We start from the raw sequence: 25241 nt of genomic DNA, 5'->3' as shown, positions 1-25241 counted from the left end.
AGCCAAGACCTCTGAGAAATACTGCTCCCCACGAGACCTTCCCACTATGACCTGATCGGTACCAATTCGATTCACAGCATTTTCTATACGCAAAACGAACGCAGAACCACCTGTAAGCGAAGGTAGAACCCGCGACCTGTCAGATAACTTTACATAAAAGCAAATTTCGTCGATTTTTATAAGATTTTAAGTCACTTACTCACACGACATATTTGGACTTTCCAATTCATGGCGTGAATTATGCTTAAGCCGGTCAGATCAGTTAATTTCAATTTTTCAGGAGTAAACTACATGAAGGCTTGGGGAGCGATATTGGCAGCAGGACTGCTTTCGACCGGGGCAGCGCAAGCTAACCTGATCCAGAATGGAGATTTCGAGGCACCGCAACTGAGCGGCACTCAGTGGGCAGTCTACGGCAGTATTCCCGGATGGAACACCACCGACGGCTCCGGCATTGAAATCCAGCGCAATACAGTCGTTACCGCGCAATCCGGAAACCAGTATGTGGAGCTGGACTCGCACAACGCAACCGATACCAACAGCACTATGTCCCAGGCTATTACTACGCTGACTGGGCAAATTTACACCCTGTCTTTTTGGTACCAGCCCCGCACCAACAATGGCGGCAACGACAACGGCATCAATGTGTTGTGGGATACGTTTGGCGGTGACATGCTGAGCTTTAACGCAAGTAACGAGGTGCTAAACTTGGAGAACTACATCAGCGGCCAGTCCAATGGCTGGACTAATTTCACAATGGACATGATGGCCACCGCAAACTCCATGGCGCTCTCTTTCCAGGCAGACGGCAACGACAACACCCTGGGCGGTTTTGTTGACAATGTCTCGCTGATAGCGAAGGTGCCGGAGCCAGGTTCACTGGCACTTCTCGGACTGGGGCTCGCCGCGCTGGGCTTTAGGGCGCGGAAGGCTAGCTGATCCGAATATTTTAATCGGGGGGCTCCTCGGTGCGAGGAGGCTCCCGTTTGCAAAAAGTAGGCCTGTCCACGTATTTGCCGTATTGTTGCCCCCCTACCGCCGAGTAGATCAGTCTTGAGTTCGACAACGTATTTAAACGAACGATTAAAACCTTCACTGCCTGCGTCTTCAAATCTGTGTCAATAACCGTCTTTATAACAATCTGCGGCACATAAAGACGTACTTCCAGATTCTCCTCCTTGAGTAGCACCTTGTATTCCGCTTCTAAAGCTTGATATCGCAAACCTAATTTACACGCCCAGCCATTCCGCCAACTGCAGATTCGTCTTCAATCTCAATCGCTGTTGAAGCATCCCCTCAAACACGCCCTCCAGAGTTCGTTCCTGCCCCAACAATGGCAGCGAGGCCTCAGCTTCTGAGAAGAACTGCTCCTCACGAGACGTGCCCACAATCGCTTGCTCCCACCAGTTCACTACTCGAGGGTGCGCCTCTTTGAGCAGCAAGTCCCCGGGAAGCTTTTCGGACTTCGAAGCATTAGCCGTGTGGCTTGATGGCATCAGATTCCAGAGGTCGTTGTTGTTCCATCGGGACCACGGAAAACAGTGGTCGACGTCAAATCGCTTCGCTTTGAGATTTTGGGCTGTCCATACACACTCGACCCGACCAGTCTCGAGCTGCTGGTTAATGAGCTGACGGACAGCTGACGTATCGCGCCGACCTTCCACCCACTGTAAACCACGATGATAGTCATCCATGCGGTAACGCAGATCCCAGCTACCCATCAAATCAATCCATTCATTAACAATCGCAGGCTCAATCCAGCACGCATAGCGACTGAACGCATCCCAGAGAAATGAAGGAACACGGAAGGTACCGAACCGGGAAAGCGTTGCTTTGTCCAAACGCACGGGTGCCTTCTTGATGGTCATCCTGGCCGTACCGCCCTCGAAGATCGGACGGTTACTGCCGGGCCAGGTCGTAAAATGTGCGGGGTTCTTGAGAATGGTCGAGCAAGCATCCCGGATAGCGCGCAGGACCACCGGAGCAACATCCGCCGACAGCGACATACCCACTCTGAAATCCAGAGGCGTGAAATTCTCCAGTTTGAAGAAATCGTCCGTGGCAAAGCCGTAGCCACGACTACCTGGTGCTTGCCTCAGTTGATGCCGGAGAACCAGAGGGTGATAAAGCATAATCCAGAACAGCCCGACCGCACCAAGCGGAATATCCACCCAGTCATCGCTACGTTTAAGCGCCAGGCCGGGCGCACCGTCGGCAATCCGGACAAGGGTTCTCAGCAAACCCAATTTGTAAGTCGAAGACTTATTGTCATTAACGATGATGTGGCGGACTGTCGGCAACGCGCCTGTGCCATCGTCCGCCAAACGAAAAGCCAGAGTCTCCCAGGAAACTTCGTCTCTCTGAAGCTCATCCCTATTACGCCCGACCCGCAACGGAAGCGGGATCAGTGCCCGGCGTTTGGCAAAAACCTCCAGCTCTTCCCTACTGACGTCGTAAAAAAGCCGTTCGCCATCACCGGGCCCATGACGAAGCGTAATCACCAGTATTCCACCGGGTGCCAAAAGCTCAGTCAGGATTCGAAAAGCACGCTCACGATCAGATGGCGGGATATGCATCCAGACAGCGGAAACAAGAATCAGATCGAAGCGATAGCTCAGCTTCCTGATCTTACCTAGATCGGGCAATTGATCGTCTACCCAGTGAATGCTCTGATTGCGAGTAGCGCCCTGCCCCAACTCTCTTAAGCCATCTGCGGGCTCTACCGCGACAACATCCCAGCCTCGTTCTGCAAGGGCACTGGAATCGCGACCACTGCCTGCGCCGACATCAAGAGCAAGGCCTGCTTTATCGCCCAGGAAGGAGAGCCAGTCTTGGTGAACCTGTTCGAAGGTCAGGGACTGGTATTGGGTGAAGAAGTTTTGGGCGTTTTTGTTGTAGGGACCGTAACTCATGCCGCCGCCAGCTTCGCTGCCTGCTGCCACATAAAGTTTGGCATCGGCGTTCGGAGTTTCCAGGTAATACTCATCGGCTGGGAACCGGTGTGAGACAGGTAATCCACCTCACCATAATTCACAAACCCCATCGTGCGACCATATTCGTCTTTCGCCTGCTCTCTTACAAACAAGAACAACCGCTTGTTGATGGCTTGGTGTTGAATATAGTCCTTCCCTTTACCACGGTCAGGCCGGGAACTGTTTTGCGACTGCCAGTGGAATAACTGCTCATTGATGGCGTAGTCGTGGTACATGGTGGTTGGGGAGAACTGCTTTTCGTTTTTGTCCAAGGTGACAAACATCAGCTCAATATTTTGATCCTGAATGACATATACACCTTCCCTCGATGGTGGGTTATGCTCGAACGTCATCGCACCAAAGCCAACCAGAATCTGCTCTCGGGAATAGCGGGCGTGCAATCGTAGCGGGACTTCCCGCAACTCCGGCATCGCCGGCTGCTCGTGTTTGGTTTTCGCCAATTTCCAGTCGAGCACGTCCACCAGCTCCTGTTCCAGCCCCAGCTTGCTGAGTCCTGCCAAGCTTTGTGTCAGCGAATCAAATTCCAGCTCTGGCCCTGCTTTCTGCCAGAAGTCGTAATGGCACATGAGTGCCTGGCGACCTTTCGGGTCGTCACAGCTAAACCCTGCTTGGCATAGCTTCTTAAGAAACAGCAGGTACTGGTGATCGTCGCAGATCAAAATCCGATTGTGGATGGCCTTCTTCGCCAGTTTAAACGAGTCATCGGCTCTGTCTTCGTCTTTTGCCTTGCTCACCAACTCGGCCCAACTGCCCCGTTTGTAGAGTTCGTTCAGGTCGATGTGGGGATGATGGGTTATGAAGTTCTTCAGCGTGAGTGGCTGAGTGGAATGCTGTGGGAACTGCCGAACAAGAGACACCAGCCGCTTCATGGTCAGCGTGGCTTGCCGGATGTTGCTCAGCACCATTTCCTGGGTTTTCTTGGTGAGCTCAATTCGGCAACCCAGTGGTGCATGGGGAAAGCCCTGCTTCAGTTCTTCCGAAATTGAGCGTTCTGACTTTCCCACCAGTGCCCGGAATTTATTGGCGAAATCATATTCAGGCCGAGAATTACCAACAAAGTCCAAGACTGTGCAGCAATCTTTGTCGTCAGCAAGGCGCAAACCCCGACCCAGTTGCTGAAGGAAGATGGTCAGGCTTTCGGTTGGGCGCAGGAATAACAGGGTGTCGACTTCCGGAATATCGACGCCCTCGTTGAATATGTCGACCACACACAGCACGTTGATTTGCCCGGAGCGAATGGCTTGCTGCTTTTGTTGGCGTTCGTGGCTGTTGTCACTAGTGAGCACATCGGCCTTGATGCCGTGCAACAGGAGCTGCTCCACCATGAAGGTCGCGTGTTCACGGCTCACACAGAAAGCGAGAGCTTTCATGCTGGCTATATCGGTGACGATTTCCCGCAAGCTTCGCAGAATCTTTTTTACGCGATTCTGGTTGTGCGTATACAAGTTCGTCAACTGAGCAATATCGTAACGCCCACGACTCCAAGGAATAGTGCGCAGGTCGGTGTCATCATCTATTCCAAAGTATTGAAAGGGGCAAAGGTGGCGGCGGTTGATGGCCTCCGGTAACCGGAGTTCGGCGGCAATCACGCCACCAAAGTCGCTGAGAATATCGCCGCCATCGTGTCGCTCCGGAGTCGCTGTCAGTCCCAGCAGTATTTCGGGCGAGAAGTGTTCCAATACCGCCCGATAACTCGATGCGGCGATGTGGTGCACTTCGTCGATTACGATGTAGTCGTAATAGCCTTCAGTGAGCTTTAGCTGATCCAGCTGGTTATTCAGAGTCTGAATCGAAACGAACAATTGCCGGTAGTGTTCCGGCAACTGGCCGCCTACCCAGAGTTCACCGAAAGCATTATTACGCAGCACGCCACGGTAAGCTTCCCGGGCTTGGCGCAGAATTTCTTCCCGGTGCGCCACAAACAGAAAGTGGGCGTTTGGTTTTGCTTTCAGGAAGCGCCGAAAATCAAACGCCGAGATCAGGGTCTTGCCGGTGCCAGTGGCGGCCACCACGAGGTTTCGCAAACGCTGGTGCACGTCCCGCTCAACAGAGAGTTGCTCTAGAATGTCTTTCTGATGCGGAAACGGCGTAATTTCGAAATAGTGGGAGGAGCCGGGAGCGTCCAACCCTTTTTGTTGTTTTAGTGCGCGGTTGAGCTTTTCGGTACTCTCAGCCCGGCCATCGAACCATTCAAAGTCTTCCGAAGCCCAATAGGTTTCAAAGGTGCTGAGCGATTTGTTGATGATGTGAGGGATTTCCTGAGCGGTGATCTTAAGATTCCACTCAAGGCCATTGGTCAGCGCCGATCGAGATAGGTTTGATGAACCGATGTAACCGGTGTGAAAACCCGTGTTCCGCAGGAACAAATAGCTCTTGGCGTGCAGCCTTTCACGCTCGGTGTTGTAGCTCAGCTTCACTTCGGTGTTCGGCAGGCTAGCCAGATACTCAACGGCTTTGGCATCCGTTGCCCCCATGTAGGAGGTGGTGATGATTTTCAGCTCTCGGCCACTCGCGGTGAAGGCTTCCAGTTCTTTCCGGAATATCCGAATTCCGGCCCATTTGATGAACGAGACCAACCAGTAAATCCGGTCCGCTGACAAAATCTCGCGCTTTAGCTCTGACTCCAGTGACAAGCCAGCATTACTGCCTGAAAATAACTCACTCTGTGTGAGTCCTGTGAGCGGGAAAACGTCTTCAACATACTGCTTCAGGTTCGCAGCAACCGGGTTTTCCAGCTCATAAAGCGCGGTGAGGATCTTTCCTTGGCTATCGAGGAGGTTCTCATCCAGGAACCCATCATCCTGCACCTTCCCCTTGAGCCACATCAGCAACTGATTCGATAACTCGATTTGCTCCTGAAGTCGGTTATCGCCCGAAGGCACCGACCCAATAGCAAACTCCAGAATGTTAGTAAGGAATCGTGACAACCAAACAGATGCTTCCACACTGCTAAGCTGGCGCTCACCTACGTAAAATTGTTTCCTGTCCAATCTGTTTTCTACGAGCCGGGTAATAAGCTGCTCGTAGATTCCGGTCTGCTGCATCGTGTACGTCCCACATTGATGACTTCCAGAAGAACGGCGCTGTGGCCACCGGCATTCCTTATATCTCGCAATCTAACTAAATCCGGTGGAATGACGTTAACCCCTAAAATGTCGGATTTCCATGAAATCCGCGATCCTCCCGACAGGCTTTTTTGGCAATCGAGCGATTGCTATCGATTACAGTGTAGCCTCACATGACACCAGTTAGATCCAGCGCTTCCACATCGTGGACGCACCGGACAGCCACAACCGAATATCCAGCTTGCCGGTCAGCCGGCCGTAACTTGCAAAGCACTGCTTGGCGTCGCTAGTTATGCCTATGCAACTGCATGAACCTTCAAGCTCTGGAGGTCAATAGGTGGTACACCAAGGTCGCTCCAGTTCCCTGGATGGCAGGTAAACAACAATATCTGATGCCGGCTGGCCGCATCGAACAGGATGCGTTTCATATCTTCCAGGCGGTCGCTGTCACTGTGCACCAGGGTGTCATCCAGTATGACCAGTGTTGGCCTTCCGGCTTCCCGCAGCAAGTCGGCATAGGCCAGGCGGCTGATCAGGCCCATTTGTTCCCGGGCGCCAAAGCTCAGTTCAGTGATCTGCCCAAGCTCGGTGCCCCGGCTGAAGGTGCCCGGGCGTAGCTGTTCGTCCACTTCCAGGGAGGCTTCCGGGAAAAGCACCGATAGGTAATGGTTGAGGTGTTTTTGCAGCGGCGCCTGCAGTCGACGCGTCAGGGCCTGGCGCTTTTCGGTGAGCAGGTTCAGCAGCAGATCCAACGCCTGGGCGCGGCGGTGCAGTTCCTGATAGCGGCGGTTGCACTGGTCGTACTCCGCCTCTTTCTCGTTGAGCTGTTCTTCCAGCCCTTCCGCTCCCCAGGCTTCCAGCCGGACTTTGATATCGCGAAGTTCGCGGCCCCGGTTCTCCTGGGTCTGGCGCAGCTGATTGACCGCATTCTGGTAGCGTTCGATATCCTGCCGGAGAAACTCCGGGCGGGCTTCGCGGATTTCCCGTTCGCGGCGTTCGAGGCTGGCTTGCAGTTCGGCCTGCTGTTTTTCGATGTTCGCCAGGTCGGTGGTTATCTGGCGGAGTTGCTGCTGGCGTTCCGGGCTCTTTTCTTCATCCGCCAGCCGCTGCCATTCGGTTTTGGCGTTGTCACGGGCCTGCTTCAGGGCAGACAGACTGGACTGGTGCGTGCGATCATCGGTTTCGGCTTTGTCCAGGGCGGTGCCAGCCCGGGTGAAGGCCGCCTCCGCTTCTTCCAGGGCCGGCACATTCTCTTTCGGATCCGGTTTGGGAGTGGCTTCCAGTTGTGTTTTGGCTTTCTCCAGCTCGACTTCCGCCTCTTTCTGGTCGGAGATAAGTTGCTCAAGGCCTGCCGGCGCCAGAGATTTGAACAGCTCATCGGCATGCTTCACGGCTCGTGCAGCACTTTCAAAGGCGGAAAGACGATCCTCCGCCTGTTGCACAGATTCCACGCCAAGGGTCTTTAGCTGTTCTTCCAGGTTTTCCTCTAGGGTCTTGAGCTTCCTCCGGGTGCTGGCCAGCTCTTCCCCGCCCGGCGTTATGCCCAGGGTGCCCACACCCGGAATCACCAGCGTCGATTCTTCCAGAAGCTGCTGCTCGCCTTGTCCGGTGAGCGATTCGTCGTTCAGCGTCAGTGATGCGCCAGCATCCAGCTGCCAGCTCAATCGGGTGGCGATGGTACGTGATCGAATGGTCTCTTCGTTCAGCTGGTTCCCCGTTGCTCGCAGTTTCTTGACTAACTCGGAATCAATGCGGTTTTCCCGGGCCTGCTGCCTGGCCTGCTCTAACTGCTGGTGGTATTCCTTTGCTTTGGCAAGGTTCTGGGTCTGCACCTGTCTTTGTTGTTCAAGCCGGCGGACATCCTGCTCCAGCCGCTCCCGGGTTTGCAGCAAACCCGCAAGTTTGCGTTGCTTTTCCGCTTGCTCATAGGCACTTCTGGCTTCGCTCAAACGGCCTGCAATCATCGGAGTTTGGGCTTCTGCGGTAGCGAGGTCTCGCTCCGCTCGGTCCAGTTCGGCTTTTCGGCCTTCAAGCTGGCGACTGAGCCCTTCCAGGTGTTCCTTGTTCTGCTGCAACAGGCGGTGGTTTTGCTGTAGCTGGCTGAGCGTGGCTTTCTCCTGGTTCTGTTGCTGCTCCAGGCGCTCAACCTGCTGATAGCGTACCCGGGCCTCCTCCAGCTGGCGCTGGGCGTCTTCCCAGGGGCGCTCGGCCTCGGCCTGCTCATAGTCCTGGGTCAGTTTGCCAAGCCGGTCGACCTGCTCCTGGTATTTATGCACCCGCTCCTTCAGCTCTTCAATTTCAAGTTCATATTGAGCGCGGTCTTTTTCCAGTTTCAGGTAATCGCCCCGGGGCTTGCCGGTGCCGGTAAGCAGGGTGTCCCGCTGGCTGCGAACCGTCTCGATCAGGTCGTCGCCTCCGGAACTGGCCACTTCTCCGACCATGGAATTCAGGGCGGACTTCAGATGGTCCCCGGCATGCTCTATGGCCTGTTCGATGTCCTGCCCGGTGCCCTGCTCCACCCACAGCAGTCCCGGTATGCCCCAGTGTTCGGCTTTGCTGGCGCCGCGTTTCGGGTACTGGTAGCCCAGCAATTCAGCCAGTTTTTCTTCGGCGTCGTCTTCACTGTAGGTCTCGGTGCCGACAACCAGGTCGCACCGTTTGCGTTGGAGAAAGCTTTTGGTAAGGCGCCACGTGCGGTTGTCGTGCTCGAAATCCAGCTCAATGGTGGGCGCCGCGGCCGAGTCGCCCCAGGGGCGCAGGTCGTCTACGGCGGTTGAACGGTAGCGTTCGAAGAACGCGGCACGGATGGCTCGTACCAGCGTGCTTTTGCCAGACTCGTTGGGGCCGTGAATCAGATTGAGGCCGGTTTGCAGGTTGTCCAGAACAAAGGGTTTGCGGAACTGGCGCAGCTGTTCAATGCGCATTCGCTGCAGCTTCATTGCCCCACCTCCTGTTCCCGCTCCCTGAGCATTCCGGCCAGAATCGCCAGCGCATCCCGGGCGACATCGTCCTGGGCCCCTTCTTGCCGCTCTCGCAGGCTCTCAACCACCTCGCCCACGTAGCCGTCGGCTTTCAGGGCCGCGATGTCTTGATCCGTGGGTGTAAGCTGAAGCCCGCTCCGCTCACAGCGAAGGCTGCGGAATCGCGCTTCGGCAACCGACAAGGCCTTCAACAGGGTTTCTTCGCCGGCCAGGGTCACAGAGCCTTCAAGGCGCAGATCGACAACAGCGGATTCGGGCAAGGTGTTCAAACGCTCCAGCAACTGCTCAAGATCGGAGTGGACCGCCAGGGTTTCCCGCCACTGGTGCCACTGATACCGCCCCGTTGGGAGTGAGGTTACTGTCGGGGTTGCCCCGGGCTCGGACACTTCAACGATCAGGGCATTGCCCGCTTCGTTGTTCCGGAACCGTTCCGGCTCGGGCGTTCCGCTGTACCAGGTGCGTTCATCGATCTGCTTGGTGCCGTGCCAGTCGCCCAGGGCGAGGTAATCGAGCCTGCTGGCTTTTGCTCGGTCTGGCGCGATGGGGTTGGTAGAATCAATCTCGTCCGGCAACAGGCCCTGTACACTGCCGTGAGCCAGACCGACTCTGAGAAAATCTTCCGGTGTTTCATAGCCGCTGAACGGCTCGGTCAGATCGCCGTAGGTATGGCGCTGAGTCAGCGGCGCGCAGAGGATGCTGAGGCCCTGGGCTTCCAGATCAATCACCCCGGGCTGTAGCGCGAGATGTACATTTTCCGGTACCGCACCCAGGCGCTGGGCTCGCGTCCATACGCTCTCTGCCAGGGCGGCGTCGTGGTTGCCTGGCAGCATGACCCAGGGGCCAACGAACGCCTTTGTGGCATTGAATACCCGGCGGATGGTGCGATCGGAGACTGTTTGCGCATCAAAGACATCGCCGGCCACCAGGACCGCATCGCACTCATGTTCGTTGGCCAGTTGAGCAAGCGTTTCAATGGCCTCGAACCGGGCCTCGACCAGGGCTGCACCGTCTTCGGTCTCGAAGCGGGTAAAGGTCCGGCCCATCTGCCAGTCTGCCGTATGCAAAAACTTTGGCATTTTATCTACCTGAAAGATCTGGAAATTTTGGCGTTATTCTAGACTACCCGCGACAACTTTACAGAGGCGGTACGACAAAGAACGTCGTTCTGGACGAGTTTGTTTGCCTGGGAAGCTACGCCGGGCTCAACTTGCAGGCTGCGTACTTGAACTCCGGGATCTTTCCGAACGGGTCCAGGGCCGGGTTGGTGAGCACGTTCGCTGCCGCCTCGACAAAGGCGAAGGGAACAAACACCATGCCCTCCGGCATGGTCTGGTCGGCCCGCGCCGTCAGGGTGATGGTGCCGCGCCGGGTGGCGATTTGAATCTCATTACCCGGTGCTACGCCTATGCGATCCAGCTCCGCTGGTGCCAGGTAGGCTGCCGCTTCCGGCTCCCGCTCATCCAGCACCCGGCTGCGACGGGTCATGGCGCCGGTGTGCCAGTGCTCGAGTAATCGCCCGGTGGTCAGCACGATGGGATAGGCCTCATCCACCGGCTCATCCGGTGGCAACGGGCTGGCCGGTGAGAACCTGGCACGGCCTCCTGCGCGCGGGAAGGCATCGGAGAAGACAACGTCCTGGCCCGGGGCGTCATCCGCAGGGCATGGATAGGTGACGGACCCTTCGCGCTCCAGACGAGACCAGGAGATATGATCCAGTGAATGCATGCCCTGCTTCATTTCTTCAAACACTTGCTCGGGGCCGGCGTAGTTCCAACCCAGCCCGAAACGCCGGGCGATTTCCTGGATAACCCACCAGTCGGGCTTTGCCTCCCCCGGCGGCGCCAGTGCGGCACGGCCCATTTGCACCTGGCGGTTGGTGTTGGTGACGGTGCCGGACTTTTCCGACCAGGCGGCGGCAGGCAGGATAACGTCGGCAAACTGGGCGGTCTCGGTGACGAACAGGTCCTGTACCACCAGGTGTTCCAGGGCAGCGAGCGCGGCCCGGGCGTGGGTCAGGTCCGGGTCGGACATTGCGGGGTTTTCGCCGAGGATGTACATGCCCTTGATGGTGCCTGCCTTGATGGCGTCCATAATTTCCACCACGGTGAGCCCCGGCTCCGGGTCCAGTTCAGTGTTCCAGAGCTCTTCGAAAGCGGCGCGCAACTGGGCATCCCCCACCGGCTGGTAATCCGGCAGTACCATGGGGATCAGGCCAGCATCGGAGGCACCCTGCACGTTGTTCTGCCCCCGCAATGGGTGCAGGCCGGTACCGGGCCGGCCGGTGTGGCCGCAGGTGAGCGCCAGGGAAATCAGGCAGCGGGCGTTGTCTGTGCCGTGCACGTGTTGGGAGATGCCCATGCCCCAGAAAATCATCGCTCTGTCAGCACCCGCGTAGGCTCGGGCCACTTCACGAATGGTGTCTGGCTCCACGCCGCAAACCGGGCTCATCACCTCCGGGGTCATGCCCTCAACGCTGGCCGCCAGCGCCTCGAAGCCCTCGGTGTGGGCATCAATGTAGGCCTGGTCGAAGAGTCCTTCGCTGATAATCACATTGAGCATGGCGTTGAACAGTGACACGTCGCCACCCGGCGAGAAACGCAGGCTGCGCCAGGCATAGGCGTCCAGCGCCTGGCCCCGGGGGTCGATGATGATCAGCTTGGTCCCATTGCGGGCCGCCTGCTTGAAGTAGGTAGCGGCCACCGGGTGGTTTACCGCCGGGTTGCAGCCGGTGAGGATGACCACATCCGCCTCAAGGGCCTGCATGAAGGAAGCGGTGACGGCGCCAGAGCCCAGGCATTCCATCAGCGCGGCCACGGAGCTGGCGTGGCAAAGCCGGGTGCAGTGATCAACGTGGTTTGAACCGAAACCGGTGCGCACCAGCTTCTGAAACAGCCAGGCTTCTTCGTTGGAGCACTTGGCACTGCCGAAACCGGCGAGCGCATCCGGTCCGTGTTGCTCTTTTAGTTGGGTCAGTCCGCCTGCCGCCAGATCCAGCGCCTCTTCCCAGCTTGCCTCTCGAAAGTGCGTTAACGGATGGGCCGGATCAAACTCCGGGTCGAGCCCCTTGGGGACGCCCTCACGGCGAATAAGCGGCCGGGTGAGCCGCGCCGGGTGTGAGGGGTAATCGAAGCCAAAACGGCCTTTCACGCAGAGCCGGCCCTGGTTTGAGGGGCCGTCTTTGCCTTCCACAAACAGGATGCGTCCTCGCTGCTCGCCTGTTTCTGATTCGGCAGGCGCAGGCTCGTCTTTCACGTGATAGGTCAACTGGCAGCCCACCCCGCAATAGGGGCAAACGGAGTCTACAGTGCGGTCGGCGGTGGCGGAGTCTCCGCGGCCCTGGGCATCGATCAGGGTGGCGGGCATGAGCGCGCCCGTCGGGCAGGCCTGCACGCATTCGCCACAGGCAACGCAGGTGCTGTCGCCCATGGGATCATCGAAATCAAACACCACCTTGGAAGCGGCACCGCGATGGGCCAGGCCGATCACGTCGTTGCCCTGCACTTCGCGGCAGGCGCGCTCGCACAATCCGCAGGTGATGCAGGCGTCCAGATTCACGTTCATGGCAGAGTGAGTGGCGTCATGGCCCCGGGCGTGGGCCAGCGAATCCGATCGCGGCGCAACATGGTGAACCGTTGGCTCGTCACGCTCTGAACGAGCCGGCAGACGTTGGCGCACCGCGCCGGCATCAATGGCCAGTTGATCCGCCGTTTCCCACAGATGGCTTGAACGATCGGGGCTGCTCTCTCGCGCAGGTTGATCGGCCAGCAGCAATTCCAGCACAGCTTTCCTGGCTTCCTGGGCTCTGGTGGAACCGGCACTTCGCACCACCATGCCGGGCGCGGCCTCGCGGATACAGCTTGGGGCGAGCACCCGTTCACCCTCCACTTCCACCATGCAGGCGCGGCAATTGCCATCGGCGCGGTAACCCGGGGCGTCTTTGAAGCAGAGGTGCGGGATGGTCTCGCCGGCGCGCTTGGCCACCTGCCAAAGGGTTTCGCCGGGGTGGGCCTGAACTTCCACGTCGTCGAGGGTCAGGGTAAAGCTTGTGCTGGAATCGCTCATGGCGGCCTCCCTACCCTTTGGCAATCAGTTTTTGGCTGGCGAGTTCGCTGCGGAAGTCCCGCAGCAGGCTCAGTACCGGATTGGGTGCGGCCTGGCCGAGACCGCAGATGGACGCATCCGCCATTACTCCGGCCAGTTGCTGCAGCGTCTGCTCATCCCAGGTATCCCGCTCCAGCAAGGTGAGCATTTTCTCGGTGCCCACACGGCAGGGCGTGCATTGGCCGCAGGACTCATCCGCAAAGAAGCCCAACAGGTTGGCAGCCGCTGCCTGTAAATCGTCCTGATCAGACAGAACGATCACCGCGGCAGAGCCGATGAAGCAGCCGTGTTCCTGCAGGGTGTCGAAATCCAGTGGAATGTCGGCTTTGCTGGCCGGCAGTATGCCGCCGGAGGCCCCGCCGGGCAGGTAGGCCAGCAGGCGATGCCCTTCGGCCATGCCGCCACAGTATTCCTCGATCAATTCATGGAGGGTGATGCCAGCGGGTGCGACATGCACACCGGGCCGCGCGACCCGGCCGGATACCGAAAAGCTGCGAAGCCCCTTGCGACCATGCCGCCCCTGGCTGGCAAACCAGTCTGCGCCCTGGGCATGGATGCGCGGAATCCAGTAAACGGTCTCGACGTTGTTAACGAGTGTGGGCTGGTTAAACAATCCCTTCTGGGCTACGAACGGCGGGCGATGCCGTGGCTTGCCGGGCTTACCTTCCAGGGACTCGATCAGGGCGGATTCCTCGCCGCAGATGTACGCGCCCGCGCCCCGGCGCAGGATCACAAAACCGGCTTCTATGATGCCGGCAGATTCCAGTTCGGCGACGGCGTCTTTCAGCACTCCGAGGAGGCCGGGATATTCATCGCGCAGGTAGATGTAGAGGGCCTTCGCCTCAACCGCCCAGGCGCTGACCAGTGCACCTTCCAGGAACACGTGGGGTTCTCGTTCCAGGTGATAGCGATCTTTGAAGGTACCCGGCTCACCCTCGTCGGCATTGATCACCGCGTAGCGCGGCCCGGGTTCGGCCCGCACGGCCTGCCACTTGCGGTACGTGGGGAACCCGGCGCCGCCCAGGCCGCGCAGGCCAGCCTGCTGAAGTTCTTCCGCAAGCGACTCGACGGTAATCCGACCGTCGCGGCATTCCTTCAGCAACTGGTAACCACCTACCGAGCGATAATCCGCCAGCTTCTGCCAATGGATCTCGTCGGGTTGAACCTGCTTTTGTTCGACTGCCGCGCCAACCGTCTGGACAGTGGCGTTGCCTACATGATGTTGTCCCACGGCCACCACAGGTGCTGTATCGCAGCGCCCCATGCAGGGTGCGTGGACCACACGCACCTGGCTCGGGTCCGTCCCGTCGGCCAGTGCCTCGTGCAGTGCGCCTGCGCCCGCCAGTTGGCAGGAAACCGAGTTACACACCCGAAGAGTTATCTCAGGCGGCGGGGCTTCTTCATCGTGAATGACGTCGAAATGGGCGTAGAACGTGGCCGTTTCATAGACGGCGGCCATGGGCAGGTTCATGAAAGCGGCAAGGGCCCGAAGGCGGGGCATGGAGAGGTAACCGTCTGCGTCCTGCAGTACATGCAGGTGTTCGATAAGGCGATCGCGGTCCCGCAATGACGAATCAACACGTTCGTCACCGATCAGGTCCCGCAGCTCCGACAGTACCGCCGGTTCCAGTTGACGGCCACGTAGAGCAGAGCGCCGGCGTTTGACCATCTTATCGTCTGTGCTCATTGTTGTTGACCAGGCGCCGAGGTATCAAAGACAGCCTTGTTAGCTGACTTGACTAGTTACTGATCATTGAAGCATATGAGACTGGGATTACGCCAGACGATGGAAAGCGGGATGAAGAGATCGAAAACTCGGCCTCGTATATCTTTATCCGCATTTTGACTAGAGTTAAAAGAGCAGTTGATACCCTCAGCCAAAGCGAACGGACTTGCCCCATGAAACCGGATGACCGAATAGCACTCTTCAGTCTTGATTGCGGCAGCGACTTTGCCTCGCAAGTGGCCGCCCACCTGGGCGTACCCCTGGGCAAACATGAGGAACGGGATTTCGAAGACGGCGAGCACAAGATCCGCACGCTGGAGACGGTTCGCAACCGGGATGTATTCGTGGTCCAGTCCCTCAACAGCAGCGATGGCCTCAGCACCAACGACAAGCTCGTGCGTCTGCTGTTTTTACTGGCCAGTCTTCGGGACGCTGGCGCCGGCCGAATCAATGTCGTGGCGCCCTACCTTTCTTACTCCCGCAAGGACAGGAGAACCAAGCCCCATGATCCTGTCACCACCCGCTATGTCGCCCAGCTCTTCGAGGCTGTGACGATCGACACCATGGTGACCGTGGACGTTCACAACCGCGCCGCTTTCGAAAATGCCTTTCGCTGCCCGACAGTGCATTTGAGCGCCAGGGAAGCGTTCATCGACTACCTCCTGCCGGAACTCGGGGACAGGGAAATCACCGTAGCGTCCCCGGATATAGGGGGCGTAAAGCGTGCGGAACTGTTCCGCGAGTCATTGGCGAATCGGCTGGAGCGCCCCGTCGGCAGCGCATTTATGGAGAAGCATCGCAGCCAGGGCGAAATGAGCGGTTCTGCCGTGGTTGGCGATATCCGCAACCGCACCGTCCTGATCCTGGACGACCTGATCGCAGGAGGAGGCACTATGCAGCGGGCTGCGGAAGCGTTCAGAGACCAGGGCGCGGAGGACGTGATCGCCATCGCCACGCACGCTGTGTTCACTGACGATACCGGGGAAAAACTGGCTTCGCCGGCATTGTCCCGGGTGATTCTCGGCAATACGGTCACTCCGTCACTGCCGTCCAAATCACTGAAGACCAAGGTTGAGCTGGTGGATATTACTGCCGGCATAGCCGATACCATCACTGCATTGCATGAAGGCAGGGATGTGACAGATCTGGAGTCCTGAATCCGGGTTTCTTGGGCGCCATCGCTTCAGCCGCCAGCACCTTTGCCGAAATCGGAGGCTATGTTCAGGTAATCCAGCGCTTTTTGCCGCCATGGCCCGCGCCTCTCGCGGAAATCGTCGTCCAGGTGCCAGATCGCCAGCTTGGCCCGTTCTGTGGCTCGGTCAGGCAGACATGCTCCGGCCGCAAATCACCATGGGCCTCAACGAGGATGCCGGCCTTTGCGCGATCCGCAAAGACCGCCGAGTGTTTTTCAATCAGTGTCATTTGCTGGTCACGGACCCGTTTGACCCTGTCCTCCGGAAGGGAGTAATCAATCAACTGTTGGTAGTGATCGTCGATGCCCTCCCGCAAGCGCTCCAGGTACTGGTTCCCCGAGAGCCGGACGCTTGCGGCATCCAGATAAAAACGGGCAAGCAAGTCGGCCGCCGCCGTGACGCGCTGGTATTCCACGGCTGAGGACTTGATCTGTTTTTCCAGCATCGCAGTCTCTGGCAGGCGATGCATGACCACCAGCCAGTCGACGGGAATGCCCTCCGTGCCCAACCTCAGCTCACCACCTGCCTCAATCACAGACTCTAGCAGCCTGTCGGACTTAACCAAGCAGTATCGACATGAGATAATCGGGGCAACACGGGCCACAACCGGAATTCACTGATGGGACATTTCGTAATAGCTGACCGGGACACCGACTTCCTGCTTCCACCGTCTGTTCAAGACTGGTTGCCTGAAGACCATCTGGCCCGTTTTGTCGTCGAGGTCGTTGATCAGCTCGATCTGTCTGAGCTAACGCGGCAGTATGCCGGGCGCGGCTCACGGGCCCATCATCCTGCCGTATTGCTCAGCTTGTTGATTTATGGATACGCGACCGGCGTTTTCTCCAGCCGCAAGATTGAGCGCGCTACCCACGACTCGATTGCGTTCCGTTACCTGGCGGCCAACACGCATCCGGATCACGACACGATCGCCACCTTCCGCCGTCGCTTTCTTCCTCAGGTTGAGGCTCTGTTCGTGCAGGTCCTGCTGCTGGCGCGGGAAATGAATCTGGTGAAGCTGGGGCGGATCGCCCTGGATGGTACCAAGGTAAAAGCGAACGCCAGTAAGCACAAAGCGCTGTCCTATGCCCACGCAAATAAGATTGAGGCGCAGCTCAAGGCGGAAGTGAACGCACTCGCCGCTCAGGCGGAGGCCGCAGATCAGGCACCAGTACTTGAGGGTATGGATATCCCCGCCGAAATCGCCCGGCGTGAAGCCCGATTGGAAGCGCTGGCAGACGCCAAGCGGGCCATAGAGGCGCGAGCACAAGAACGCTTTGATCAGGAGCAGGCCGACTACCAGCAAAAACAGGCCAAACGGCAGGCCCAGAGGGACGCCGGAAAAAAGCCCCGGGGCCGGGCACCTAAACCACCGCAGCCCGGCCCTCGGGATACCGATCAAGTGAACCTGAGCGATGACGAATCGCGCATCATGCCCGTCTCCGGCGGGGGCTTTGAGCAGTGTTATAACGCTCAGGCCGGAGTGGATACCGAGACGATGCTGGTTGTCAGTACCCACATGACCCAGGCGACAAACGACAAACAGCAGATTACTCCAGCCCTGACCCAGATAGGTGCGTTGCCGCAGGCCCTGGGCACCGTCACTGATCTGCTGGCCGACACGGGCTACTTCAGTAAAACCAATGTTCAGGCGTGCCGGGAAAATAACATCCAGCCGTCACTGGCGGTGGCCCGCGATCAACACCATCTGTCCGTATTTGATCGATTCGCAGCCGATGAACCAGCGCCTGTCACGAACGACCCGGTGGTGCAGATGAAACACCGGCTCACTACCCAATCTGGGCGAGCGCTGTACGCCTTGCGAAAACAAACAGTGGAGCCCGTGTTCGGAATTATCAAGCAGGTGATGGGCCTGAGGCAGTTCTCGATGAGGGGGCTGAAGAAGGTTGCAGGCGAATGGACGTTAGCCACGCTGGCATGGAACGTAAAGCGTATGAGCGTGTTGAAAATGGCGGTGTGAGGGCCTTTTGCCGCCATTTTAAGGCCTTTCATGGTGTACTTTAGGTGCCATTGAGGCCAATCTGTGCACCCCGATGGCCACTTGCGGTGAAAGTCGGGAGCCAAGCGAACAAGATCACTTTAAACGCTGTCTGTCAGGTGCAAGTCCGACAGGCTGCTAGCAGAGTATGTGACCCGGGTGGATAATGACAAGGGCGGCCTGGTGTCGGCCTGGAGAATAAAGGTGGCACCGGATAACAAAGCGCTCTGGTGAAACCGCCCCTGTGGTGGTCTGATGGGTATTAAGTTGTTACGGTCGCTATCACACCGGTACTATTATGAACGCCATATAAATGCCATTATCAGACCCTGTTTGCTGCCACCCGTTATCCAGATACCAGATAAAAGCACACTGCCGATGGACGAACAAACCCACCTGAGAACCCGCTCCTACCTGGTGGCCCGTCACCAGCATCCGGCCTGGAAGCTTCTGTCTGCCACCCGCGGGCCCCTGGTACTTAGTTGCCTGCAGGCACTGATGGAAACAAACCGGGAAGAAATCCTGTTCGAGGATGCCCAGCAAATGCTGACGGATATCCTGCGTGAACACGCCAACAGCGACGACCTGAAGCTGTCCCCCGACGACCCGGCAGCCGATGCCAGGAAAGAACTACGCTCCTGGATTCGCAAAGGGCTGATAGTGGAACGGGACGGCCGGCTGATGGCCACCGATGCCCTGCAAAAAGCCCTGGCCTTTGTTGAGGGCCTCGATGAAAAGATCATGACGTCCACCGCCTCTCGCCTCGCCACGGTACAGCGGGAAATTGAAAACCTGGAAACCCGTCTGAACCCGAATGCCCAAAGCCGTGCGGACCATATACGCCGCAAAATAAGAGACCTGGAGCACGAACTGGCCGACGTGGAAGCCGGTCGATTCAAGGTGCTGGAGGGGGCCGAAGCCGCAGAAGGCATCCGCGAAGTCTACAATCTTGCCACCAGTCTGCGAGCGGACTTTCGCCAGGTGGAGGACTCCTATCGGGACGCAGACCGTCAGTTACGCCAATCCATCGTCAGCGAACAGCATCACCGTGGCGAAATCGTTGACCGCTTGCTGGACGGCCACGACACCCTGCTGGAAACCGCCGAGGGCAAGGTATTCCACAACTTCAGTGAGCAACTTAGCCGTTCCATCGAGCTGGACAACATGAAACACCGGTTGCGTACCATCCTGAAGAATCCGGCAACCCGCCACGCCCTGTCCCGACAGCAACAGGATGAATTGCGCTGGCTCGTGATCCGGCTGATACAGGAGTCCGCTGCTGTCATCCGCGCCCGGGCCCGCAGCGAAAAAGACGTCAAAGGGTTCCTGAAAACCGGGCTGGCCGCCGAGAACCACAGAGTCGGCGAACTGCTCAATGGTATACTGAACACCGCACTTAACATCGACTGGTCCAGCCACAAGGTCCGCAAAGGCGACACGCCTCTGCCGCCAATTGCCGTGGCGGTTTCCAGCCTGCCGCTGGTTGAGCGGCTCAGATTCAAGTCCGCCACTGAAGAGCAGGCACAAGGCCTCGAGTTGACCGATCAGGGCGTCAACCTCGACGACGTCGACGAAGAGTTCTGGCGGGCATTTGACGGTCTTGACCGGGAAGCCCTGTACCAGGAAACCGTGGAACTGCTGAAAGTCACCGACCGCCCCATGAGCATCGGCGACCTGGCGGCTCACCTGCCGCCCACTCACGACCTGGAAACCATTGCCCTGTGGCTGGCCATGTCCCGTGAGGCGGAGGTGGAAATCACCGACGACCGGGAAGCCGTGGATATTACCGACAGCAACGGACACCGGCTGCGCTTCCACGTGCCGCAACTGGCGCTAACCCGACAAGACGCAGAAGCCATCGACTGGGAGCTGTAAACCCGCATGTCTGACTATTTTGACCGCCTGACAAGCCAGGCAGACGACCAACAAGGCCGGGACGAGCCGCAACAGACATCAGAGGCACTGGCCCATGTCGATCAGCAAACGCCTCTGACGGAGGCCAGCCACTACACGCCCGGCAATGTGAAAGCCACCGCCCAGGAGCTGCTGAAATACGGGTTGCTGGAAGCAGACCGTAAGCCCAACCTCTACCAGGTTGCCACCACCCAGACCGCTGCGATCAACCAGATCCTGGAACCGTTCGACCTGCGCCTGAAAGTGGACGACGTACGTGGACTGGCTTTCCTTGTCGTGTCAGACCGGCTCTTCAGCGAAGGCCAAGAAAACGACGACGAGTGGTCCCACCCCCTGGTGCGCCGCCAGCGTCTGACCATGGAACAGTCCCTGCTGGTGGCCATACTACGCCAGCACTTTATCGCCCACGAACAGGAAACCGGTCTCGGTGCCGGCGAAGCCACTGTGGAACTGGATGAGCTACTGCCCCAACTGCAGCTGTACCTGGGCGACACCGGCAGCGACACCCGCGACCAGAAACGCCTGCGCAGCCTGCTGGACAACCTCAAGAGCCACGGCATTGTCTCGGACATCGACGCCAACGACCAGGTGGTCGTTCGCCCTATCATCACCCACCTGGCGAACCCGGAAAATCTGCAGAACCTGCTCCACCATTTCCGACAAATGGCCGGCCAGTCCGCCCCGCAAGACGCTGACGGAGAGGATGTATGAGCCTGCCCCAGACCGACCTCTTTGCCGCTGACATCCTGCCGCCCACGGCCTATATCCTGACCCACCTGGACCTGTATAACTGGGGGCCCTTCGGTGGACGGCACTGCGCGGAGATCGACCCGAAAGGCACCGCCATTATCGGCCCCACCGGCAGCGGCAAGACCACGCTGGTGGACGCGTTGATGACCCTGTTGACTCACCAGCCCCGGTACAACCTGGCCTCCACTGGCGGCCATGAAAGCGACCGTGACCTGATTTCCTATATTCGGGGCGTATCCGGTGCCGGTAACAATACCGGCGACAACAGCCATATCGCACGCGCTGGTAAAACCGTAACAGCCGTGAGCGCCCGCTTCTCCAACGGTAACAACGCTATTCGCATCGGGGCGCTGTTCTGGATCGACGGCAGCAGCTCTGCCGCCAGCGACCTGAAACGCCTATGGCTGTTTTCAGAAAGGGATGACCAGAGTCTGGACAACTGGCTGGCCATTCACCACGAGGGTGGCGCCCGGGAGCTCAAGCAACACGCCGGGGATAACCCAGGCTTACAGGCCAACGACAGTAAGAAAGCCTACCTGGCCCAAGTACGGCGATTTTTTGAAGTGGGGGAAAATGCCTTCACTCTGCTCAACCGCGCCGCGGGCCTGAAGCAGCTCAACAGCATCGACGAAATCTTCCGGGAACTGGTGCTGGATGACCACTCGGCGTTCGACCGGGCGGCAGAGGTGGCCAGTGAGTTTGACGACCTGGCCGCGATCCACAGCGAACTGGAAACCGCCCGAAAACAACACCAGTCGCTGCTACCCATAGCGGAAACCTACGAAAAGCACCAGAGTGCCACCAGAGAGCTTGACCAGCAGCTGTTATTGAAAGACATCCTGCCGATCTGGTTCGCACAAACCGGCTACGAGCTGTGGAGCACCCGCAAACAGGACCTGGAACGTCAGCTTGATAAGGGCAGAGAAACCCTCGAGTCATTGAGCAGCAATGTTAAGCAACTCAACAGCAAAGCCGATACCCTGAAAGACATATACCTGCAGGCCGGTGGTGCCAGCATAGAGCAGCTAAAGGAGCAGATCTCCCAACAGAAGCGCTGGGTAGGAGAACGGGGCCGACACGCCAGGGACTACCAGACCCTGACCGGCAAGCTTGACCTGGACAGCACACTGAGCTCCGAAGCACTGGCCCGGAACCGCCAGCTCGGTGAGTCAAAGCTGGCCGAACTGTCCGAACTTGCGGACACTCAGGACGAATTCCTGCTCGACCTGCGTTTTCGTCACGGTAAGCTCAATGAAACCCTGACGGAAATCACCGAAGAAATCGACCGCATCAAGGCCCGGCCCGGGTCCAACATCGACGGACGTTACCAGGAATTCCGCAGCGAACTGGCCCAGGACCTGAACCTGGACGAAAGCATTCTGCCGTTCGTGGCAGAACTGGTGGAAGTCAAAGCCGAAGAACGTGACTGGCGTGGCGCCATTGAACGGGCTATCGGCGGGCACCGCCTGCGCCTGCTCGTGCCACCGGCCGCCATGCAATCGGCCCTGGACAGGGTCAACAGCCGTGACAACCGCCTTCATGTGCGACTGCTGGAAGCCCAGGCACCCCAGGCCACGGCACAGTTCATGAAGGATGGCTTCACCCGCAAGCTGAACTTCAAGGACCATCCTCACCGGGAAGCCCTGAAACAATTGTTGGCCGAAATCGACCGACACTGCGTGGACTCTCCCGAAACCCTGCGCCAGACACCCCATGGCATGACCCAACAGGGCCTGATGTCCGGCAAGAAGGGCTATTTTGAAAAACGGGACAACCAGCGGCTCGACAAGGGCTGGATGACCGGCTTCAACAACCGTGACCGTCTCTCCGCGCTCAACAACGAACTGAGCGAAACCCGTAAGAAAGCGGACGCTCTGGGGCGGCAACTCGAATCAGCCCGCCGTAATCTCAGGGACACAAATGATCAGATAAGGCTTTACGAACTCCTGGGCGAAACCGAGTTCCGCACCATCAACCTGCCCAGCGCACAACGTGAACTCGATGCCCTGCAAAGCCGGCTGGAAGCACTGACCGCTCCGGACTCGGATGTGGAAAAAGCACGGGGGGAATTTGAAGCGGTTCGCCAGCAACTAGAAGAAGGCCGACAACAGCTGTCGAACCAGGAAACCGCCCTCGCCCTGCTGAAAGAAAAGCGCAACCAGGCCACGGACCGCTGCACAGAACTGCTGGACCGGCTTGGCGATGGCCTCACAGACGACCAGCAAAGCCTGGCAACCAGACACTTCCGCACCCCGAAAGCGGACCAGTACGAACGACTGGAAGCCCTGGAGCGGGACCAGCGAGAGCAACTGGACAAAGTCATTGGGAAGCTGGGCAAACAGATCCAGAGTTTTGAACTCAGCCTGACCCAACTGATGGAAAAGGCGCTCACCATTGATACCGGGGCGCTGATTGAAACCGGCAGTAATATCCAGGACATTCCGGAATACCTGGAACGCCTGCGGGTACTGGAGGAAGAAGCCCTTCCCCAGAAGCTGGAGCGATTCCTCAGCTATCTGAACCAGTCGTCGGATCAGGGCGTGACCCAACTGCTGGCTCAAATACAGAACCAGGTGGCCATCATTGAAGAACGTATCGCCGATCTGAACGCCACACTGCGGCGGGTCGACTTCCACCCTGGCCGCTACCTGCGCCTGGAGCCCCGCCGGGTTACCCATGAATCCCTCCGCAGGTTGGAACGCGCACAACGGCAGCTGCGGGCGGATGCCCTGAAAGGCGACCAGGGCGAAAGCCATTTCAAGGCTCTGCAAAACATGGTGGCCTTGCTGCGGGACGCGGCAGACAACAAGCGCACCGTGGGTGCCCGGGCTCTGCTGGACCCGCGCTACCGGCTGCAGTTCGAAGTTTCGGTGCTGGAACGCGAGTCCGGCTCGGTGATCGAGACTCGCACCGGCTCCCAGGGGGGCAGCGGCGGCGAAAAGGAAATCATCGCCAGCTACATTCTTACCGCCTCCCTGAGCTATGCGCTTTGTCCGGACGGCGCCACCCAGCCACTGTTCGGAACCATCTTGCTGGACGAGGCCTTCTCCAAGAGCTCCCACGCCGTAGCCGGCCGCATCATCTCGGCTCTCAACGAGTTTGGCCTGCACCCACTGTTCGTCACGCCCAACAAAGAGATGCGACTGCTACGGGCCCACACCCGCTCTGCCATCCTGGTTCACCGCAAGGACCTGCGGGCCACCCTTACCTCACTGAGCTGGGAAGAACTGGAGGCCCACGCGGAGAAAATGACCCGGAAAGCCCATGAAATCCCCGGCTGAACTGGCAAGCCGCCTGGCCCGCCAATGGCAGAACGCGGACCTGCGCGAACAGCGCCTGCTCCGGCCTCAGAGCTGGCCATTAACCCTCCCCATCGGCAAGCCCACGGGCGCGACGGTACGGGAGAAGGTCACACAGGTACGAGAACACCTGCGGCAATGGCGGGAGGTCACCACCGGGCAGGTCCAGTGGCAGCTGGTCCGCTTCAAGAGCACCAGCGAAGCCATCGACATTCCCACCCACTGGACACTGGACACTCCCAGCCAGTGGGTGCAGGCCGCGGGCAGCAGTGAAGTCAGGCGGGAATACGACACACTCAGCCGTCTCGCCTCTGTTCTGGACCCGCGATTTCACTCACTGGTCATACGCCGGCGCAGCCTGGTCATGGATAAGCCGGAAAGCGACGTTATTCGCAGCGGCAAGGTTGCCCTTCAGCTCCAGCCAGGCTGCGCCGAAGGAAAACCCCTCAGGGCACTGTCTATTGCCGGCACCGACAGCAAGTTCTTCGAGCGCAACCGCCAGCTTGTAACGCTGATGCTGGACATTCTGTTCGACGGCCAGGCCAGCGAAACCGGGCTGGAAGCCTTTCTGGGCGCTGAAGACGACGGCCACCACTGGTTACTGGTCGCCGACCTTGATGGCTCGTTGTTGCCCTTCACGCAAATGCGGGTCCGGGCCCACGAACTCCAAAGCACGCCTTTACCTGGCGAACGGTTGATACTGGTTGAAAACGAACGCTGCCTTCACCAGTTGCCCAGGGTCTCCGGTACGGTCTCGGTACTTGGGTCGGGCCTGAACCTGTCCTGGCTCAACGCAACATGGCTGAAAGATCGGGCGACCGCCTATTGGGGCGACATCGATACCTGGGGACTGACCATGCTGGCCAGCGCCCGGAAACACCTCCCGCTTCTCACACCACTGCTGATGGACAGGATTACCTTCGACACGTTCGCCGACGCAAGTGGTGTTGAAGAACCACAGCCTGCCCCCTCGATCACTCCGCCAGGATTGACCGGAAGCGAGGCTAAGCTTTACCAACGTCTGAGACAGGCAGACCGGGGCCGGCTGGAGCAAGAGTTTCTGCCGGTCTGTGTTGTTCATAGGGCCATTGGCGACTGGGTCGATCGCTCCGCAGAATAACATCAACAAAATAGTCCAACGCGCTCAAGATCTTGCGCAGTGCTCACATGTATCAGGTTTTAACGATTCTTCGGCGTTGAATTGCAAGCCAGAAACCTATCGG

At 58.5% G+C, this 25241-nt stretch carries 14 protein-coding genes; 7 read left to right on the top strand and 7 right to left on the bottom strand.

The features are described 5' to 3' along the window. Positions 1 to 291: 291 nt before the first annotated feature. The gene (locus ACP86_RS20545; protein WP_053115283.1) at positions 292 to 939 is read left to right on the top strand and encodes a DUF642 domain-containing protein; all 648 of its coding nucleotides are present in this window, start codon (positions 292 to 294) and stop codon (positions 937 to 939) included. Positions 940 to 1229: 290 nt separating this feature from the next. Here ACP86_RS20545 and ACP86_RS20535 read toward each other — a convergent pair whose 3' ends face one another. The 6 genes from ACP86_RS20535 to ACP86_RS20510 form a co-directional block, all read right to left on the bottom strand. Beyond that, the gene (locus tag ACP86_RS20535; protein ID WP_053115584.1) at positions 1230 to 2912 is read right to left on the bottom strand and encodes a class I SAM-dependent methyltransferase; all 1683 of its coding nucleotides are present in this window, start codon (positions 2910 to 2912) and stop codon (positions 1230 to 1232) included. Beyond that, positions 2909 to 6037: a DEAD/DEAH box helicase gene (locus tag ACP86_RS20530; protein ID WP_053115281.1), complete on the bottom strand. Its 3129-nt coding sequence runs from the start codon at positions 6035 to 6037 to the stop codon at positions 2909 to 2911. Before ACP86_RS20530 ends, ACP86_RS20535 begins: the two co-directional genes overlap by 4 nt. Positions 6038 to 6354: 317 nt before the next feature. Beyond that, positions 6355 to 8997 (bottom strand): AAA family ATPase, encoded by a 2643-nt coding sequence (locus ACP86_RS20525; RefSeq protein WP_053115280.1) that lies wholly within the window; start codon positions 8995 to 8997, stop codon positions 6355 to 6357. Beyond that, a complete protein-coding gene (locus tag ACP86_RS20520; RefSeq protein ID WP_053115279.1) occupies positions 8994 to 10115 on the bottom strand; it encodes a metallophosphoesterase family protein in 1122 nt (373 codons plus the stop codon). Before ACP86_RS20520 ends, ACP86_RS20525 begins: the two co-directional genes overlap by 4 nt. A gap of 115 nt (positions 10116 to 10230) precedes the next feature. Beyond that, positions 10231 to 13101: a formate dehydrogenase subunit alpha gene (gene fdhF, locus ACP86_RS20515; RefSeq protein WP_053115278.1), complete on the bottom strand. Its 2871-nt coding sequence runs from the start codon at positions 13099 to 13101 to the stop codon at positions 10231 to 10233. A gap of 10 nt (positions 13102 to 13111) precedes the next feature. Then, entirely contained in the window at positions 13112 to 14827 is a 1716-nt protein-coding gene (locus ACP86_RS20510; RefSeq protein ID WP_053115277.1) for an NADH-ubiquinone oxidoreductase-F iron-sulfur binding region domain-containing protein, read from the bottom strand. A 212-nt stretch (positions 14828 to 15039) separates the two neighbouring features. Here ACP86_RS20510 and ACP86_RS20505 point away from each other — a divergent pair, with 212 nt between their 5' ends. Further along, entirely contained in the window at positions 15040 to 16023 is a 984-nt protein-coding gene (locus ACP86_RS20505) for a ribose-phosphate diphosphokinase (RefSeq protein ID WP_053115276.1), read from the top strand. Positions 16024 to 16087: 64 nt separating this feature from the next. On the opposite strand, the gene ACP86_RS20500 is transcribed toward ACP86_RS20505, so the two are convergent. After that, positions 16088 to 16624, bottom strand: a complete 537-nt coding sequence (locus tag ACP86_RS20500) for a hypothetical protein (RefSeq protein WP_141201898.1) — start codon at positions 16622 to 16624, stop codon at positions 16088 to 16090. Between the two features lie 54 nt (positions 16625 to 16678). Between ACP86_RS20500 and ACP86_RS20495 the strand changes: the two genes are divergently transcribed. From ACP86_RS20495 to ACP86_RS20475, 5 genes are all read left to right on the top strand, one after another. After that, on the top strand, positions 16679 to 18037 hold the full coding sequence (locus ACP86_RS20495; protein ID WP_053113251.1) for an IS1182 family transposase: 1359 nt from the start codon (positions 16679 to 16681) through the stop codon (positions 18035 to 18037). 396 nt (positions 18038 to 18433) lie between these two features. Then, positions 18434 to 19930 (top strand): DUF3375 domain-containing protein, encoded by a 1497-nt coding sequence (locus ACP86_RS20490; RefSeq protein WP_053115275.1) that lies wholly within the window; start codon positions 18434 to 18436, stop codon positions 19928 to 19930. Positions 19931 to 19936: 6 nt separating this feature from the next. Beyond that, complete coding sequence (locus ACP86_RS20485) at positions 19937 to 20680, top strand: DUF4194 domain-containing protein (protein ID WP_008174489.1); 744 nt, start codon at positions 19937 to 19939, stop codon at positions 20678 to 20680. Next, positions 20677 to 24000 (top strand): ATP-binding protein, encoded by a 3324-nt coding sequence (locus tag ACP86_RS20480; protein WP_053115274.1) that lies wholly within the window; start codon positions 20677 to 20679, stop codon positions 23998 to 24000. Before ACP86_RS20485 ends, ACP86_RS20480 begins: the two co-directional genes overlap by 4 nt. Further along, complete coding sequence (locus tag ACP86_RS20475; protein WP_053115273.1) at positions 23984 to 25138, top strand: Wadjet anti-phage system protein JetD domain-containing protein; 1155 nt, start codon at positions 23984 to 23986, stop codon at positions 25136 to 25138. The genes ACP86_RS20480 and ACP86_RS20475 overlap by 17 nt, the downstream gene beginning before the upstream one ends. The last annotated feature ends 103 nt before the right edge of the window (positions 25139 to 25241 follow it).

Source organism: Marinobacter sp. CP1, assembly GCF_001266795.1.
GTDB classification, from domain to species: Bacteria; Pseudomonadota; Gammaproteobacteria; order Pseudomonadales; family Oleiphilaceae; genus Marinobacter; species Marinobacter flavimaris.
Note: the sequence above shows the minus strand (reverse complement) of the source record. Positions and strands in the feature narration are given on the sequence as shown.